This window comes from Rhodococcus sp. FH8, from assembly GCF_019266085.1.
GTDB classification, from domain to species: domain Bacteria; phylum Actinomycetota; class Actinomycetes; order Mycobacteriales; family Mycobacteriaceae; genus Rhodococcus_F; species Rhodococcus_F qingshengii.
Window position 1 is genome coordinate 582,364 of the sequence record NZ_LPNQ01000057.1, and the last position, 17,495, is coordinate 599,858.

Below are 17,495 nucleotides of genomic sequence, written 5' to 3' on the forward strand. Positions count from 1 at the left end.
GACATACACAGTTCTTACTTGGAGGTCTCGATGTCAGGAACGATCCCCGCAATCTCGGTCCGCGGACTCCGTAAGCGCTACGGCGATCAACAGGTACTGGCTGGACTCGACCTGTCGGTCCCGGCCGGATCGGTGTACGCCCTCCTCGGCGCGAACGGCGCCGGAAAGACCACGGCCGTAAGAATTCTCACCACCCTCATCCCCTTCGACGGAGGCGAGGTCATGGTCGCGGGGCATTCACTGCCCGGAGATCCACAGAACGTTCGGCGACGCATCAGCGTGACCGGGCAGTACGCAGCCGTCGACACCTTGCTGACCGGATTCGAGAACCTCACCCTACTGGGCGAACTGAATCACCTGGGCCGGAAGAACTCCCGTCGCCGTGCCGAGGAATTGCTCGACCAGTTCGTTTTGACGGACTTCGGCGACAAACGCGCCGGCAACTACTCGGGCGGCATGCTCAGACGACTCGACATCGCAATGAGCCTCGTCGCCCGACCGGACGTCGTCTTTCTCGACGAACCCACCACCGGCCTGGACCCGCGAAGCCGCCACGACATGTGGTCGATCGTTCGAGGACTCACAGCGTCAGGCGTCACCATCTTCCTCACCACCCAATACCTCGACGAGGCAGACGAATTGGCCGATACGGTCGGCGTGCTGAGCGGCGGCCGCATCGTCGCCGAGGGAACACCGGACGAACTCAAACGCCTTGTTCCCGGCGGCCACGTCGCACTGCAATTCGAGAACCTGGCCCAACTCGAACTCGCCGCGGCATCACTACCGCAGGCGCATTCGAATGCCGAGACCTTGACCCTGCACATCCCTTCCGACGGGGCAGTTCCGTCGATCAAAGCGATCCTCGACTCGATCGACGATCCGTCGATCACCGTCGAGAAGTTCTCCGTTCACACTCCGGATCTGGACGACGTGTTCTTCGCGCTCACCGGATCAGGCCAACCCGAGATTGCGAGCGTTCGATGACCTCCACCGTTGCAATCGATTCCGCGGTGATGCTCCGCCGGAATCTCAAACACGTTCTGCGCAGTCCGGATTCGATGATCACCGCGATAGCCCTTCCGGTCATGCTCATGCTGCTGTTCGTCTACGTCTTCGGCGGAGCCATCAACACCGGTAGCGAATACATCGACTACGTAGTGCCCGGAATCATCCTTCTGTGCGCCGGTTTCGGCGCCTCGACCACCGCGGTCAGCGTCTCGAGCGACATGAAGGACGGGATCATCGACCGTTTCCGGACCTTGGCGATATCTCCGCCGTCGGTCCTGACCGGTCATGTACTGGCCAGCGTCGTCCGCAACGTCCTGACTACGGCGATCGTGGTCGTGATTGCGCTGATCATGGGATTTCGCCCGACCAGCGATCCGTTGCGCTGGCTCGGCGTCGCCGCTGTGATCGTCGCCTTCGTCTTTGCCATGTCGTACCTCTCGACAGCTTTGGGACTCTTGGCCAAGAACCCGGAGGCTGCAAGCGGATTCACCTTCGCCATCATGTTCCTGCCCTACGTCAGCACTGCTTTCGTACCGGCTGAGACCATGCCGTCCTGGCTGCAGGGGTTTGCCCGGCACCAACCGGTGACTCCGATCATCGAGACTGTGCGCGGACTCCTGATGGGCACGCCGATCGGGAACAGCGCGGCCATCGCCCTCGCGTGGTGCCTGGGCATCGCCGCCGTGGGATTCGTGTGGTCGAACTGGCTCTACCGACGAAAGACCGCGAGCTGACCACACAAGAAAGCCCCACACCTGACGGTGCGGGGCTGCTTGTGCTGTGCGCCTTTATTAACCGCGGGGGGTTAATAAAGGCGCACAGTGGATTACTTGGCGTCCAGCAGATCGATCACGAAGACCAAGGTCTTGCCGGAAAGCTGGTGCCCTGCACCGGCGGGGCCGTATGCCAGCTCCGGCGGAATGGTGAGCTGACGGCGTCCGCCGACCTTCATGCCCGGGATGCCGTCCTGCCAGCCCTTGATCAGGCCACGAAGCGGGAACTGAATGGACTCGCCACGGCTCCAGGAAGAGTCGAACTCTTCGCCGGACTCGAACTCGACACCGACGTAGTGAACGTCGACGGTGCCACCGGGAACGGCTTCGGCGCCTTCTCCGACAACCAGATCCTTGATGACCAGATCGGTCGGCGCGGGGCCTTCCTGGAACTCGATTACGGGCTTGCTACTCATGGGTCCTCCTCGTTGAGGCGAAATGTTGGGTACAGAAGACTAGCGGGTGGTGATATCGCTAGGTCACGCGTCAGCGGGACGTGATGTCTCTGTAGTCACGCTCGGTGTAGCCGGTGTAGATCTGGCGCGGGCGGCCGATCTTCGTAGCCGGATCCTCGTGCATTTCACGCCAGTGCGCAATCCAGCCGGGCAGACGGCCCATGGCGAACAGCACCGTGAACATGCGCGGCGGGAAGCCCATCGCGCGGTAGATGAGGCCGGTGTAGAAGTCGACGTTCGGGTAGAGCTTGCGCTCGATGAAGTAGTCGTCCGTGAGGGCGGCCTCTTCGAGTTGCATTGCGATGTTGAGCAGTTCGTCGTCGCCGCCGAGCTTGGCGAGGATGGTGTGCGCGGTTTCGCGGACCAGCGCAGCGCGCGGATCGTAGTTGCGGTAGACGCGGTGCCCGAAGCCCATGAGCTTCACGCCGTCTTCCTTGTTCTTGACCTTGCGGACGAACTCGGCTGCGGTGCTGCCGCTGGCCTTGATCTCGTCGAGCATCTCGAGCACTGCCTGGTTGGCGCCGCCGTGCAGCGGGCCCCACAGTGCGTTGATGCCGGCAGAGACGGAGGTGAACAGGTTGGCGTCCGACGAGCCGACCATACGCACGGTCGACGTGGAGCAGTTCTGCTCGTGGTCGGCGTGCAGGATCAGCAGCATGTCGAGTGCCTTGGCGACCTCGGGATCACCCTGGTACGGCTCGGCGGGGAAGCCGAACGTCATACGCATGAAGTTCTCGACCAGGTTCAACGAGTTGTCCGGGTACAGGAACGGCTGTCCGACGGACTTCTTGTACGCGTACGCAGCGATGGTCGGCAGCTTCGCGAGAAGACGGATGGTGGACAGTTCCACCTGCTCCGGATCCTCGGGATCGAGCGAATCCTGGTAGTACGCCGACAATGCGTTCACTGCGGACGAGAGAACCGGCATCGGGTGAGCGTTGCGCGGGAATCCGTCGAAGAACCGCTTGAGGTCCTCGTGAAGCAGGGTGTGTCGACGGATGCGGTCCGTGAAGGACTCGAGCTGGGCGTCGGTCGGCAGTTCGCCGTAGATCAGCAGGTAGCTGACCTCGATGAACGTCGACTTACCTGCCAACTGCTCGATGGGATATCCGCGGTAACGCAGGATTCCCTTCTCACCGTCGATGTAGGTGATTGCAGAACTGGTGGATGCAGTGTTCACAAAACCGGGGTCAAGGGTGGTGTACCCCGTTGTGGCCAGCAGCTTTCCCAGCTCGATGCCGTCATTGCCCTCTGTTGCCCTGGCAATGGACATCGTGTACTCACCACCGGGGTAAGTAAGCGTGGGCTTTGTGTCATTGTCAGCGGGCACGAAGGATCCCTCTCAAGCTCGAACCAACGAGTAACTACATGCGATCAACTAGAAACTAGTCGCACGGGAGAGATCGTGCCGAAGGAGGGTCGCTCCACGGCTATTTTTCGGGTACTCACGAACCCGACATACCCACCGAAACTGAAACATGTTCCAGTCTGGGCTTTCCCACTCGCGTGACCGGTACTCCAGTCTACGGAATCGCGCATTTACCCACACTGATCTGCAAATCTCGGCTGCAATTCGCAAATGGGAGCAACGTCGGACCTTCCGGACCACTGACACGGGGTACCGGAAACCGATCGTTATCGGCTGATGCCTACTTGGTGTTACACGATCCCACGGTATGAGAGCCGGATCACAGCGCCTTGATGCCCCAGCTACCCGTCCACGTCTGACCCGGATGAAGCACCAGGAGATCGATGCCCGAGTTGAAGGCGTCAGGCGGGCAGGTCATCGGCTCCAAAGCCAATGCGCGCCCACGGTCGGGATACCCCTTGTCGTTGGCGGGATCTGCGATGAAGGCCTGAATCCACGGGAACTCGCGGTTGGTCCACAGGGCAGTGCCCGTTCCATCCGGAGCCAGCAGCTCGTGTTGCGTGCGACCACTGCCGTCGACGACGTCCAATGCGCTGTACGGAGTGTCCAACTGCACCCCGGCAAGCAGTCTCGGTGTCCGGAAGTCGTAGTCCGTACCGGCGACTGCCTGCGAATACGCGTTCGGCAGCATCCTCGCCGGATCGATCGGCAACCGCGTGCCTGCTGCCAGATGCAGAGTACATTCGTCGAGCGGAAAGTCGCCGGCGCGAATGAAGGTGTGCATTCCGAGCCCGAACGGCGACGAGGTCGCACCCTTGTTCGTGGCCGTGTGCGTGACGGTCAGTCCGTCGGCACCGACCTCGTAGGCGACCGTCAGCTGCAACGGATAGGGCCAACCCTTGTGAAGTCCCACGTCGACCGACAGCTCGACGCGCTCGTACGTGTGGTCCACGAGGCTCCAATTGCGACGCCGGACGAACCCGTGGCTCGCGTTCCCCAGCGCAGGTTCGGTGATCTCGAGTTGATGTTCGATCCCGTCGAACATGAAGTGCCCGTCGCGAATTCGGTTGGGCCACGGCGCGAGAACCAATCCGGCCGACAGCGGTGGCTTCGATCCGAGTGCCCAGGTCTCGGTCAGCGCGCGCTGACCGTTCGGTCCTTCGTGATCGAGTAGCCGCAACCCGGCACCGGCCGCGGCGATCTCGGCTCGATAGCCGCCACCACGGATCTCGAACCCTCCCCTACCCGTGCTGTGCGGCGCAGTCATACGTACCAGTTTCCACCACGAGCGACCGGTTAACCAGGACGTCAGACGGCGCGTCCCACCTTGTAGCGAACGAATGCCGGAAATGCGAGGGCAGAAAGGACAACACCGACAATCACCAGGAAGCCGCCGCCCGCTGCCGCGACACCGGTCCCGAACAGGAAGGCTGCACCGCCGTGCAGCACGTCACCGATACGCGGACCACCTGCCACGACCACGATGAACACGCCCTGCAGTCGTCCGCGCATGTCGTCGGTTGCCACTTGCTGGAGCATCGTGCTGCGGAAAGCCGCCGAGACCATGTCGACGGCTCCGCCGAATGCCAGGAATGCGACCGCCACCCAGAGCAGAATCACACTGGAACCGGGACTCGCGAAGTACACGGCAACGCCGAAGCCGACCATGGACAGCCCCCACAGCGCGATGCAGACCAGAACGGCTTGCCCCTGGTACTGAACCCGTGGCAACCAACCCGAGAAGACTCCGCCCAGAACGGCTCCCACCGACATCGCCGCGAACAGCAGTCCCAGCGCAAAACCGCCGCTGGCGGGGTCACCGAAGGATTCGTGAGCGATCTCCGGGAACAGTGCTCGCGACATCCCGAACACCATCGCGATGATGTCCACCACAAACGACGCGAGCAGAACCTTCTGCGTCGCGAGATACGTGAAACCGCCGAGGACCTCGCTCAATCCGGCCCGCCGAGACGTTCCGGTCGGCGGAATCGCCGGGAGCTTCCATACCGCCCACAGTGTGGCGAGAAGAAAGATCGAGTCGAGCAGGTACAGCAGTTGCAGACCGGCCGACGGTATGAGGACACCCGCCAGTAGCGGGCCGGCTATCGCACCGAACTGCACGACAGTCATGTTCAGCGAGTTCGCGGCCGGTAACTGCCTACCCGGAATCAACCGAGGGATGATCGCCGCTCGCGTCGGCTGGTTCACCGCGAAGAACGCCTGTTGAACCGAGAACAATCCGAGCACCAACCACACGTTGTTCACGTTCAGGGCAGCCTGGATCCAGAACAGCACCGACGTGACGCCGAGTCCGATCGAGGTGATCATCAACAGCCGTCGTCGATCCATGACGTCGGCCAGTGCGCCGCCCCACAGACCGAAAACGACCAGCGGGACCAGACCGAAGATTCCCGTCAGACCGACGTAGGCCGAGCTTCGGGTGATCTCGTACACCTGTTGCGGTACGGCGACCACGCTGAGCTGAGCGCCGATGACGGTGACGATGCCGGCCGTCCACAGCCGTCGATAGTCGCGATTCTCGAGCGGAGTCGTGTCCGCGAGTAGCCGGCTCACGGCTGGAGACGGACGGCGGACCACTGTCCGTCGACCAGGCTCGTGCGAACTCGATTGTGCATGCGGTTCGCGCGTCCTTGCCAGAACTCGACGGACTCGGGCCGAATCAGAATCCCGCCCCAGTTCGGTGGCACCGGAATCTCACCGTCCACGCCGAATCGAGCAGCGACCTCACGCAGTTGCTCGTCGAGATCGGCACGCGAGTCGATCGGACGAGACTGCGACGACGCCCACGCGCCGAGCTGTGAACCTCGAGGCCTGGTTCGCCAATACTCCTGCGTCAGTTGAGCACTCACCCGCTCGGTGGTGCCGCGGACGATCACCTGCCTGGCAAGGGTCAGCCACGTGAAGTTCGCCGACGCGTACGGGTGGGCGTCGAGGTGACGAGCCTTGTCGGATCCGTAGTTGGTGAAGAAGAGGACGCCGTCCTCGCTGAGCCCTTTGCAGAGCACGGTGCGCGACGCCGGACGGCCACCGTCGTCCACCGTCGACAGAGTCATGGCGTTGGGCTCCGGCGCGTCAGCTTCGACGGCGTCCACGAGCCATTGGCGCATGAGGGGCAGCCAACCGGTTTCGACAACCGAAGTATCCAATTCCGCACTCATGCGGTCCTCGACGGACTCCGATTCGCTGCCTGCTTGCGGATAGCCCACACGCATGGCCGCGAGTTCGTTGTCCACCGCCTGCGGGTCCTGACGTTCATTCGACACAGCCGAGAACGCTACTCCCGGGTACTCACTGGCCAACGGCTACGCGGCACGCGCTAAAGTTTGCCGTGGCTAGACCCGACCCGGACCGCGAGCCGCACCAGCGACAGCGCCGAATCGGGACGAGACGATTGCGCAGTACAAAACACGGTGCGTGCTCATCCCTGCGAGCACCGAGGCGCAGTCACTGAAGCTGAGGCAGTGCGACTGTAGACCTGGCGCACTCGAACGAGGAGAGTCCACGAGAATGGCAGCGAGCGCAGCAATACCGGACGATTTTGTGAGCGGACTCGAAGGCGTCGTCGCCTTCACCAGCGATATCGCAGAACCCGACAAGGACGGCGGCGCACTGCGCTACCGCGGAGTCGACATCGAAGACCTGGTCGGCCAGAGGGTCACCTTCGGCAACGTATGGGCCCTTCTCGTCGACGGCCGCTTCGGCCCCGGCCTCCCGCCGGCCGAGCCGTTCCCCCTCCCCATTCACACCGGCGACGTCCGTGTCGACGTTCAGGCCGGACTGGCGATGCTGGCTCCCATCTGGGGCTACCAGCCGCTCCTCGACATCGATGACGAGACCGCCCGCGACCAGCTCGCCCGCGCATCCGTCATGGCGCTGTCGTACGTCGCGCAGTCCGCTCGCGGCATCTACCAGCCGGCAGTCCCGCAGAGCCGCATCGACGAGGCCAAGACCGTCACCGAACGCTTCATGGTTCGCTGGAAGGGTGAGCCCGATCCGGCACACGTCGAGGCAATCGACGCGTACTGGGTCTCGGCAGCCGAGCACGGCATGAACGCCTCCACCTTCACGGCCCGCGTCATCGCCTCCACGGGCGCCGACGTCGCGGCTTCGCTTTCCGGCGCCATCGGCGCGATGTCCGGCCCGCTGCACGGCGGCGCACCGGCCCGAGTTCTTCCGATGATCGAAGAGACCGAGAAGACCGGCGACGCCCGCGCACTGGTCAAGGGAATCCTCGACCGCAAGGAAAAGCTCATGGGCTTCGGACACCGCGTCTACCGCGCCGAAGATCCCCGTGCACGCGTGCTCCGCGCCACGGCCAAGCGCCTCAACGCTCCCCGCTACGAGGCTGCCGCAGCTCTCGAGCAGGCTGCACTGGCAGAACTGCGTGAGCGTCGTCCCGATCGCGCGATCGAGACCAACGTCGAGTTCTGGGCCGCCGTCATCCTCGACTTCGCCGAGGTTCCCGCGCACATGATGCCTGCCATGTTCACCTGTGGCCGCACCGCCGGCTGGTGTGCACACATCCTCGAGCAGAAGCGTCTCGGTAAACTGGTACGCCCGGCCGCCATCTACACCGGCCCGGCGCCCCGTACTCCGGAGTCGGTCGAGGGCTGGGACCAGATCAGCCACGCGTAGTACCCCGCTCGAATTCGCCAATCACGGTAGTACAGAACACAAGTGAAGGAACAGAAAGAAGCGATGACCTCCACACCGATCATCCCCGCCGACCTCAAGCCCGCCGACGGACGCTTCGGCTGCGGTCCTTCCAAGGTTCGCCCCGAGCAGCTGCAGTCCCTGGTCGAGGTGGGCGCTTCGGTGTTCGGCACCAGCCATCGCCAGAAGCCGGTCAAGAACGTTGTGGCCAGCATTCGTTCCGGCCTCGCCGATCTGTTCTCACTGCCCGAGGGCTACGAGGTCGTCCTCGGCAACGGCGGAACCACTGCGTTCTGGGATGCGGCCGCATTCGGCCTCATCCGCGAGAAGTCGCTGCACCTGACCAACGGCGAATTCAGCTCCAAGTTCGCTTCGGTCGCCAAGGCCAACCCGTTCATCGGTGACCCGATCGTCGTTTCCGCCGATCCGGGCAGCGCACCGGTGCCGGTCTCCGACCCGTCCGTCGATCTCATCGGCTGGGCGCACAACGAGACCTCCACCGGTGTGTCGATCCCCGTCTCGCGTCCCGCGGGTTCGGAGAACGCACTGATCGCCATCGACGCCACCTCGGGCGCCGGCGGACTTCCGGTCAATGTCGCCGATTCCGACGTCTACTACTTCGCTCCGCAGAAGTGCTTCGCTGCAGACGGCGGACTGTGGATCGCGCTGATGAGCCCGGCCGCCCTCGAACGCGTCGCGGAGATCAAGGATTCGGGACGCTGGACGCCTGACTTCCTCTCGCTGCCCATCGCCGTGGACAACAGCTCCAAGGATCAGACGTACAACACCCCGGCCCTGGCCACCCTCTTGCTCTTCGCCAACCAGATCGAGTGGATGAACAGCAACGGCGGCCTCGACTGGACTACCGCTCGCACCGCGGATTCGTCCTCGCGCCTGTACAACTGGGCCGAGGCCAGTGAGTTCGCAACGCCGTTCGTCGCTGATCCGGCACACCGCTCGCAGGTTGTCGGCACCATCGACTTCAACGACGACGTCGACGCTGCCGAGGTGGCAAAGATCCTGCGCGCCAACGGAATCGTCGATACCGAGCCGTACCGCAAGCTCGGCCGCAACCAGCTGCGCGTCGGCATGTTCCCGGCCATCGACCCCGATGACGTCACCGCTCTCACCAAGAGCATCGACTGGGTCGTTTCTCAGCTCGGCTGATTTTCACATTTGCTTCACCGCTCGGCCCCCGGCATGACGTCGGGGGCCGAGCGTCGTTTGCGCCAGGCCTTGTGAGCTACCACACCGGTGGGCGGATCCGAGGTCATCTCGCCCTGCGTGTCCTGCCGAGTCCATGGTCACGAATGAATTACAGTTGAGCGCGGCGCAAAGTCGCGAGCCGGCGCGATAAGGAGGTCAATGTGCGAGAGCTTCGAGTGATCGGACTTGAACCCGATGGATCGCATGTGGTGTGCGTAGATGCTGAAACCGGCCAGAAATTCCGGCTTCCCGCCGATGACAAACTTCGTGCAGCTTCCCGCGGAGACGTGGCTCGACTCGGCCAGATTGAGATCGAAATGGAAAGCCAACTCCGTCCCCGCGAAATTCAGGCGCGCATTCGTTCCGGTGCTTCCGTAGAGCAGGTCGCCGAAGAAGCGAAGATCCCCATCAGCAAGGTCGAGCGCTTTGCGTACCCCGTTCTGCTCGAGCGCTCCCGCGCCGCGGAAATGGCGCAGGGCGGACACCCGGTGCGCGACAACGGTCCGACAGTTCCCACCCTCTCCGAAATCGTGACCCACGCATTCCGCGCCCGCGGCCACAGTATCGACGAGGCCACCTGGGATGCCTGGCGCGACGAGGACAATCAGTGGGTCGCCCAGCTGCAGTGGCAAGCCGGCCGCACCACCAACGCCGCGCACTGGCGCTACCAGCCCGACGCGCACGGCGGAACGATCGTCGCACTCGACGACGCAGCATTCGACTTGATCGATCCTGACTTCGGTCGCCCACTCCGCGGCCTGGTACCGGTGGTCTCGAACGAGCCGCAGCAGCTCGAACTGTCCCGATTCGACGTCGAACCGGTGGCGGAGATCGAGCCCGAGCCCGCAGCAGTTTCCGAGCGGACAGCAGTTTCCGAGCGGACAGCAGTTTCCGAGCGCACAGTAGTCCCCGAGCGGACGGTGGTGGCGGAACGGATCGTGGCGCCCGAACCGATTGCTGTCGAGCCGGAAACCGTCGTCACCGAAGAGGTTCCCGAACCCTCACCGGATGTGACCCCGAAAACCGCTCCGCAGCAGACGCAGACCAAGGACAAGCGCGGACGGCCTGCTCTTCCCTCGTGGGACGACGTACTCCTCGGGGTCCGCAGCAGCGGTCGCTGACCCGAAGGAAAGTATTCTTCTTTCGAGCGAGGCTGAGGAGAGAGGGCTGCCGGTGGCTGCACGGGTATCGACGATCTGGTTTCTGGGCGGCGCAGACGCTCGCACCGAATTGAGCAGGTACCCACAGCCGGATCAGACCGAGGCCCTGAAAATCGCCATGTCGCTGTACCCGGACAAGGAGTTCGAGTCGCTCGGGCCTCAGCCGCTGTCGATGGCCGCGACGGTGAGCCCCGGCTACGTCTTCGTCGGCGCGTACGGTCGAGTGAGTGTCGTCTGCAGCTCCGAACTCAGCACCTTCGTCCCCTCGAAACTGCCTGATTCCTGGCACCTTTCGGCAGAGGGGGGCTCGACGCTGTTGATCAGCTCCGTCCCCGAAACCGCGCAGGGTTCGTTTGCACTGTGGGAGGACGGCGAGCTACGACGCTCGTTCAGTGCCATCCCGATCGACATCGTCGAAAATCTGGGGATCCCACAGACCTGGGAACTGGAATTCTGGGCCGGCAACCATCCCCTGCGTTACCCGCCCGGGATCCTGCCTGATCCGCAGTCACTTCCGTTCCACCCGCAACAGTTCGCGGAGTCCGCCAACCTCGAGTGGCTGGGATTTCGATACACCGGCGCGCCGCGAGAACACGAACTCGACACAACGCAGATTCTCCTGTGGGGCTTCAAGATTCACCGACCCGGCGAGGCACCCAAACCTGCACCACCAGCCCCCGCGCCGATGCCCGAGCAGGCGCCGACAGAGGTACCCATGCCCGAAAACATGCCGCCGATCCACGACGCACCGGTGGCCAAGCCGCGCGGCCGCCTCGCTCGGTACTTCGGCTTCAAGTAGCGCCGAGCAGCCTCACAGGTTCACGCGGCTATCGCTGCGATCCACCCGAGCGGTACGCCGGCTACCGCGCCGTAGACCACCCATCGCCAGACGGGGACGGCTCGCCAGCGCCAGACGGTCGGCGCAAGTCCGCCTACCGCAATGACATTGACGACAACCGCCAGGAGCACGTTCACGTTGCCCAGCGCGACACAGAACGCCGCGACGGCACTGGTCGAGAGCATGGCTGCGAACACCGACACCGCGATTCCGGTGAACCAGGGCGTGCGGTCCTGAGTCACCGGCCGGTCCTGACACGTTCGTAGAAGGCCATCGCCGCTGCGGTCGCGACGTTGAGCGAGTCGGTGCCGGGCGCCATGGGTATCTTGGCACGAATGTCGGTGGCCCGCATCGCATGTTCGGTCAAACCTGGCCCCTCGGCGCCCAGCAGTAGCGCTACCTTCTCCCCGGTCATCGCTTCGGCCAAAGTGACCGCTTCCGGATTCGGAGTCAAGGAAATGAGCTGAAAACCGTTGCCACGCAGCTCATCCAAGTCGTGTGGCCACTTTGCCACATGCGCGAAGGGCACTCGCAGCACGTGCCCCATCGACACACGGACCGACCGCCGGTACAGCGGGTCGGCACAACCCTTCCCGAACAGAACTGCATCGACACCGAGCCCCGCCGCGTTGCGGAACATCGAGCCGAGATTCTCGTGATCGTTGACGCCTTCGAGAACCACGACGGTCTTCGCGTCCTTCAACACGTCCGAGATCGCGAGCGGTGCCGGGCGCGCTGCTGCAGCGAGGACGCCGCGGTTGAGGTGAAATCCGACGACCTCGGCCATCACTTCGGCGCTCGTACGGTAGAACGGCACGTCCACACCGTCGAGATCGTCAGCGAGCTCCAGGAGCCGTCGTTCGACGCCGAGGAGACTGATCGGCTCGAACCGCGAAGTCAGCAGTCGCTGAGTGACGAACACTCCCTCGGCGATGACCAGTCCCTTGCCCTCCGGCAGGTCGGGGCGCCGATCCGAAGAGTTGAGATCGCGAAAGTCATCCAGCCGGGGGTCGGCGGGATCTGAGATGTCGATGACGTGAACCACGGGTCTATCGTGCCGTACGCACCGCGAGCCCCCACCACTACTCCCGACCTAGCGCAACAGCGTGACAAAATGCGCGTCGAGCACCTGGCTGATCACCTCTGGATTGGTTCGCTCGGGATTGTCGACGCCGTGCGACGCGAGCCCGTCGGCGAGCGCATGCAATCTCATCGCCTCGATGTCGACCGAGGCACCCGGCCGTAGAAAACCCGCTCGATGCGCCGCTTCCACGAACGAACGAAAGTGCTCGAACAAGGTCCGGTCTGTCTCGTCACGCACGGCCGTCAACGCCGAATCGGTCTGGGCGGCAGCAGCAAAGGCCTCCCAAACCTGCATTTCTTCACGCCGATCTTGATCGAGGGGAACGAACTGATCGGTGAACTGACGGATCGCGCGGCGGATGTCGGGATCGAAGTCGATGCCGGCAATCCTTTCCTCCACCCGGACGGTCACGAGCGTCATCGCGAACAGCAAGAGTTCGGACTGCGTCGCGAAGAAGTGCCGTAGCGACCCCGTCGACATCTTCGCCTCGTCCGCGACCGCCCGGACGCTGGCGCTCGCCACACCGTCTCGACGGATCACACGCCACACGGCCTCGGCGATCTCTTCACGCCGCTCATCCGGACTGCTACGTTTCACCACTTCACAAAACTAACACAGCTGTGCTAGTTTTCGATCACTAACACAGTCGTACTAGAAATGAGCTGATGTCATGATCGTCCACTTGATCATCGCGTGCGAAATCATGTTCTGGGTGTTCATCGCCGCAGGTCTCGCGGCCCGCTATCTACTGCGCCGCAAAACGCTGGGCGCCGCACTGCTCATCTGCGCGCCCCTGGTGGATGTCGTACTGCTCGTCGCCACAGCCCTCGATCTTCGTGGCGGTGGCGAGGCGAACTTCACCCATGGGCTTGCCGCGGCCTACATCGGATTCTCCGTCGCGTTCGGACACAGCCTCATCTCCTGGGCCGACGCCAGGTTCGCCTACCGATTCGCCGGCGGCCCGGCTCCCGTCGCACCACCCAAGTACGGGAGTGCGCGAGCACTGCGCGAATGGCGCGAGTTCGGCAAAGCCGCGATCGCCTGGGCCGTCGCGTGCGGACTTCTCGGCGCGGCCATCTTCCTCGTCGACGACCCCACCCGCACTGGAGCCCTCGACGGATGGATCAGCAAGCTGACAGTGGTACTCGCAATCTGGGGAGCAATCGCCCTGAGCTACACGGTGTTTCCCAAGCGTGAGAAGGTCACGGCGCGCGGCTAGCCTCGACTGCCTGTTCGGTCGCGTCGCATACGATCACCGGACGCAGGACGAAAACCGGCAGCCTGCCACCGTCTTCCGGTCGCGCAAGACGAAGTTTCAGCCCTTCGCTGCGTAGCAGGTACACCCCGGCCACAGTGCCCGAGACGAGCGAGATCACTCCGCCCACGATCAAGGGCGCACGTGGGTCCACGGAGTCGGCGAGCCAACCCAGCAACGGGCTTCCCAGCGGTGTGCCACCGAGGAAACTGAGCATGTAGATACCCATCACCCGCCCGCGCATCTCGGAAGGCACCGACATCTGCAGGATGTTCATCGCGGACGTCGTGAACGTCAACGTCAGTGCGCCCGTGGGGATCAACATCAGCGCCACCAACGCGTAGGTGGGCATCAATCCCACCGCGACCTCGAACACACCGAAAGCCACGGCGGCACCGAGGAACGTCCGCAACCGCGGCGCTTCCTTCCGTCTTGCGGCGTACGCAGCGCCGGCAAGGGTGCCCACGGCGAGCGTCGTGGACAGCAATCCGTAACCGTCGGCCTCGAGGCCGAACGTGTTGCGCGCCATCACCGCCAGGCTGATCGCGAAGTTCAGGCCGAAGGTCGAGACCATGAAGACCGACACCATGATCACGCGAAGGTCCTTGCGGCCCCATACATATCGGAACCCGTCGCGCACCTGCCCCTTGGTGCGCGGGGCCGGTTCCGACGGGATCAACTCCTTCTTGTTCATCAGGTAGAGCGCGATGAGCACCCCACCGAATGTCGCGACGTTGAGCAGGAACACCCACCCTGTTCCGATCAGGTTGATCAGCACACCCGAGATGGCCGGACCGACGATGCGGGCCGTGTTGAACGTCATGGAGTTGAGCGCGATGGCGTTGGACAGGTGTTCCTTGCCCACCATTTCGATGGTGAACGATTGACGCACGGGTGCGTCGAGCGCCGAGACACAGCCGAGGGCAAAGGCAATCAGGAAGACATGCCACAACGCGACGAGCCCACCGACGTCCAGCAGACCCAACACCAGCGCGCATACCGCACTCGCCCACTGCGTGAAGATCAGGATCCGACGCTTGTCGTACCGATCGGCCAGCACCCCACCCCACACCGACAAGAACAGCGTCGGGCCGAACTGCAAGGCCATGACGATGCCCACCGCCAGCGCGTTGCCGTCCGAGAGCGTCAGTACCAGCCAGTCCTGGGCGATGCGTTGCATCCACGTGCCGACCAGAGAAACGATCTGTCCGGAAGCCCAAAGGCGGTAGTTGCGGTTGTGGAGCGCGGCAAACATGCCGGAATCGGGGTCTCGGGGCACCCCACTATCTTGCCCCTCGAGTAATTCGTTTGGGCAACGACCTCTAGGTAGCGGAGCTACTCCGTCTTGTTGACCATCTCGGTGATGATCTCGACGGCACCGCGCAGTGTCGCGAGTTCTTCGCCACCCAGCCCGGCCAGCTGCTCGTTCATCCACGCCTCACGCGCATGGGTTTCGTCCGCGAGCAACGCCTGCCCGGCGTCGGACAGATTCACGATGATCTGACGACCGTCCGTGGGATGCGGCGAGCGCTCGACCAGACCGAGCTCGGCGAGAGAAGCAACAACGCGCGTCATCGACGGCGGCTGCACTTTCTCACGTGCTGCGAGTACGCCAGGAGTCATCGGGCCGTACTGATCCAGGCTCGCCAAGGCGGACAGTTGCGTCAGCGATACCTGAGCGTCGACTCTGCGGCCGCGCAGATGCCTGGTGAGACGCACTACAGCCAGGGAAAGATCGCTGGCCAGCGCACGAGTTTCGGTGGTCACGCGTCAGACAATACGTCAAGAGCTGGCCGGTAGCTCACGTAATCGAATACCGGTCAACCCTGATTTCACGTAAGGGCGTCGGTAATGGGTCCGACAGTGAAGTAGGCCACAAAAAGTGCCGCCACGATCCAGAGCAACGGGTGGATCTTCTTGATACCACCGCTGGCAGCGTGCAGGACCACCCATGAAATGAAGCCGACGCCGATGCCGTTGGCGATCGAGTAGGTGAACGGCATGACGATCATGGTCAGGAACGCCGGGAGAGCAACCGAGAACTTGGTGAAATCGATGTCTCGGACCTGCCCGATCATCAGCGCACCGACGACGACGAGGGCAGGCGCAGCTGCCTCGATCGGCACGACGGAGTAGAGCGGCGTCAGGAACATCGCGACGAGGAAGAGCAGTCCGGTCACGACGTTTGCCAGGCCCGTGCGGGCGCCTTCGGCAATACCCGACGCCGATTCCACGAACACGGTGTTCGACGACGCCGAAGCGCCACCGCCGACGATCGCGCCCGCGCCTTCGACGACAAGCGCGCGACCGACGTTGGGGAGGTTTCCGTCCTTGTCGGTCAGGCCGGCTTCCTTACCGAGACCCGTCATCGTGCCCATGGCGTCGAAGAAATTCGCGAGCACGAGGGTGAAGACAAGCAGGCTGGCGGCCAGAACACCGATGCGGGTGAATGCGCCGAAGATGCTGACGTCGCCGACCAGGCTCAGATCAGGCATACCACCGAGCATCTCCGGGATCGCGGGGATGCTGAGGTTCCAGCCCTTGGGGTTGGTTCCGAGCGAGGGTCCGACGTCGGCAACTGCCTCGATGATCGCAGCGAGGATCGTCGTGACGACGATGCCGATCAGCAGTCCACCACGAACCTTGCGCACTACCAGAACACCCATGAGCAGCACACCGAAGATGAACACCACGGTCGGCCACGAAGCGATGGAGCCGTTGATTCCGAGTCCGACGGGAACCGTCGTACCGGCGGCATCGGGGATACGGCGGACGAATCCGGCGTCGACCAGTCCGATGAAGGCGATGAACATGCCGATACCGGCCGCGATCGCGGACTTCAATGCCGAGGGAATCGCATTGAACACCGCAGTTCGGAAACCGGTGAGTGCCAACAGAACGATGATCACACCGTCGATGACCACCAGGCCCATCGCCTCGGGCCAGGTGACCTGAGGTGCGATTGTGACGGCGAGCAGGCTGTTGATGCCGAGACCCGCGGCGATGGCAAACGGGTAGTTGGCAACGACACCGAAGACGATGCTCATCAGGCCGGCAACCAGAGCGGTGACCGCCGCCACCTGGTTGACCGGAAGGATGTTGCCGAGAACGTCGGTCTTCGCTGCAGCGTCGTCAGCCGAGAAACTGCCGAGGATCAGGGGGTTGAGGACCACGATGTAGGCCATCGCCACGAAGGTGACGACACCGCCGCGAATCTCGGTCGAGATCGTCGACCCTCGTTCGCTGATCTTGAAATAGGTGTCGAGGATCTTGCCGGGTGCCGCCATGTTTGTTCTTTCCCCATCGCTGTAGGTCGCCGTGTGCCGGCGCACATGAAGCCGGTCGCACTAGGGAGAGTAGGCCACCGGGGTACGGGTAGCGTTAATTTTGTGACGGAGACTCGCAACACAACAGGCCTGATCGGCAAATTGTCCGCACCCGCGCCGGCACTGATCATCGGCACCGCGTTGTGGGTGATCGCCACGATCGTGGTCGCGGTGAGCGGCGATCGTTGGTCGGATGCACTCCCGATCTGTTACGCGGGTATCGGAGTCGGTTTCCTCGGCTTCGCTCTGTTCTCCATTCAACGACGCGCAGCTGTGCGTGGTGACAAGGGCGCACAACAGGGCGCCGGTCTGGTCGACTGAGCAGGTCGATTCACCCTTTCAGTATG

General features: G+C 63.4%; 19 protein-coding genes. 8 read left to right on the forward strand and 11 right to left on the reverse strand.

Annotation, left to right across the window (positions count from 1 at the left end):
* Positions 1-30: 30 nt before the first annotated feature.
* Positions 31-984 (forward strand): ATP-binding cassette domain-containing protein, encoded by a 954-nt coding sequence (locus tag ATN38_RS05420; protein ID WP_030535369.1) that lies wholly within the window; start codon positions 31-33, stop codon positions 982-984.
* Positions 981-1,742, forward strand: a complete 762-nt coding sequence (locus ATN38_RS05425; protein ID WP_218747698.1) for an ABC transporter permease — start codon at positions 981-983, stop codon at positions 1,740-1,742. Before ATN38_RS05420 ends, ATN38_RS05425 begins: the two co-directional genes overlap by 4 nt.
* 92 nt (positions 1,743-1,834) lie before the next feature.
* Here the strand turns inward: ATN38_RS05425 and ATN38_RS05430 are convergent, their stop codons facing one another.
* The 5 genes from ATN38_RS05430 to pdxH form a co-directional block, all read right to left on the reverse strand.
* Positions 1,835-2,197 carry an FKBP-type peptidyl-prolyl cis-trans isomerase gene (locus ATN38_RS05430; protein WP_003940440.1) on the reverse strand — a complete coding sequence of 121 codons (363 nt, stop codon included), beginning with the start codon at positions 2,195-2,197 and terminating at the stop codon, positions 1,835-1,837.
* Positions 2,198-2,267: 70 nt separating this feature from the next.
* A complete protein-coding gene (locus ATN38_RS05435) occupies positions 2,268-3,566 on the reverse strand; it encodes a citrate synthase (protein ID WP_003940509.1) in 1,299 nt (432 codons plus the stop codon).
* A gap of 358 nt (positions 3,567-3,924) precedes the next feature.
* Positions 3,925-4,872 (reverse strand): aldose 1-epimerase family protein, encoded by a 948-nt coding sequence (locus ATN38_RS05440; protein WP_218747699.1) that lies wholly within the window; start codon positions 4,870-4,872, stop codon positions 3,925-3,927.
* A gap of 41 nt (positions 4,873-4,913) precedes the next feature.
* Entirely contained in the window at positions 4,914-6,179 is a 1,266-nt protein-coding gene (locus ATN38_RS05445; protein WP_209447876.1) for an MFS transporter, read from the reverse strand.
* On the reverse strand, positions 6,176-6,889 hold the full coding sequence (pdxH, locus tag ATN38_RS05450) for a pyridoxamine 5'-phosphate oxidase (protein WP_007733483.1): 714 nt from the start codon (positions 6,887-6,889) through the stop codon (positions 6,176-6,178). The genes ATN38_RS05445 and pdxH overlap by 4 nt, the downstream gene beginning before the upstream one ends.
* A 244-nt stretch (positions 6,890-7,133) precedes the next feature.
* On the opposite strand from pdxH, the gene ATN38_RS05455 reads away from it, so the two are divergent.
* The 4 genes from ATN38_RS05455 (at position 7,134) to ATN38_RS05470 (ending at position 11,444) form a co-directional block, all read left to right on the forward strand.
* Positions 7,134-8,261, forward strand: a complete 1,128-nt coding sequence (locus ATN38_RS05455) for a citrate synthase 2 (protein WP_003940025.1) — start codon at positions 7,134-7,136, stop codon at positions 8,259-8,261.
* Positions 8,262-8,324: 63 nt separating this feature from the next.
* Entirely contained in the window at positions 8,325-9,446 is a 1,122-nt protein-coding gene (gene serC, locus ATN38_RS05460; protein WP_007733484.1) for a phosphoserine transaminase, read from the forward strand.
* Positions 9,447-9,646: 200 nt separating this feature from the next.
* On the forward strand, positions 9,647-10,606 hold the full coding sequence (gene sepH, locus ATN38_RS05465) for a septation protein SepH (protein WP_218747700.1): 960 nt from the start codon (positions 9,647-9,649) through the stop codon (positions 10,604-10,606).
* 52 nt (positions 10,607-10,658) lie between these two features.
* On the forward strand, positions 10,659-11,444 hold the full coding sequence (locus ATN38_RS05470) for a hypothetical protein (RefSeq protein WP_042451221.1): 786 nt from the start codon (positions 10,659-10,661) through the stop codon (positions 11,442-11,444).
* A 20-nt stretch (positions 11,445-11,464) separates the two neighbouring features.
* On the opposite strand, the gene ATN38_RS05475 is transcribed toward ATN38_RS05470, so the two are convergent.
* The 3 genes from ATN38_RS05475 to ATN38_RS05485 are packed head-to-tail and all read right to left on the reverse strand — an operon-like array spanning position 11,465 to position 13,167.
* Complete coding sequence (locus tag ATN38_RS05475) at positions 11,465-11,725, reverse strand: DUF2537 domain-containing protein (RefSeq protein ID WP_030535366.1); 261 nt, start codon at positions 11,723-11,725, stop codon at positions 11,465-11,467.
* Positions 11,722-12,528 (reverse strand): RNA methyltransferase, encoded by an 807-nt coding sequence (locus ATN38_RS05480; RefSeq protein ID WP_218747701.1) that lies wholly within the window; start codon positions 12,526-12,528, stop codon positions 11,722-11,724. The genes ATN38_RS05475 and ATN38_RS05480 overlap by 4 nt, the downstream gene beginning before the upstream one ends.
* 48 nt (positions 12,529-12,576) lie before the next feature.
* Positions 12,577-13,167, reverse strand: a complete 591-nt coding sequence (locus ATN38_RS05485) for a TetR/AcrR family transcriptional regulator (RefSeq protein ID WP_037128521.1) — start codon at positions 13,165-13,167, stop codon at positions 12,577-12,579.
* Positions 13,168-13,237: 70 nt separating this feature from the next.
* On the opposite strand from ATN38_RS05485, the gene ATN38_RS05490 reads away from it, so the two are divergent.
* Entirely contained in the window at positions 13,238-13,786 is a 549-nt protein-coding gene (locus tag ATN38_RS05490) for a hypothetical protein (RefSeq protein ID WP_003940103.1), read from the forward strand.
* Here ATN38_RS05490 and ATN38_RS05495 read toward each other — a convergent pair.
* The 3 genes from ATN38_RS05495 to ATN38_RS05505 form a co-directional block, all read right to left on the reverse strand.
* A complete protein-coding gene (locus tag ATN38_RS05495; protein ID WP_007733487.1) occupies positions 13,770-15,077 on the reverse strand; it encodes an MFS transporter in 1,308 nt (435 codons plus the stop codon). The genes ATN38_RS05490 and ATN38_RS05495 overlap by 17 nt on opposite strands.
* Before the next feature lie 80 nt (positions 15,078-15,157).
* Positions 15,158-15,589: a MarR family winged helix-turn-helix transcriptional regulator gene (locus tag ATN38_RS05500; RefSeq protein WP_003939901.1), complete on the reverse strand. Its 432-nt coding sequence runs from the start codon at positions 15,587-15,589 to the stop codon at positions 15,158-15,160.
* Between the two features lie 65 nt (positions 15,590-15,654).
* Complete coding sequence (locus ATN38_RS05505) at positions 15,655-17,109, reverse strand: NCS2 family permease (protein WP_003940242.1); 1,455 nt, start codon at positions 17,107-17,109, stop codon at positions 15,655-15,657.
* A gap of 102 nt (positions 17,110-17,211) precedes the next feature.
* On the opposite strand from ATN38_RS05505, the gene ATN38_RS05510 reads away from it, so the two are divergent.
* Complete coding sequence (locus tag ATN38_RS05510) at positions 17,212-17,469, forward strand: DUF2530 domain-containing protein (protein ID WP_007733492.1); 258 nt, start codon at positions 17,212-17,214, stop codon at positions 17,467-17,469.
* The last annotated feature ends 26 nt before the right edge of the window (positions 17,470-17,495 follow it).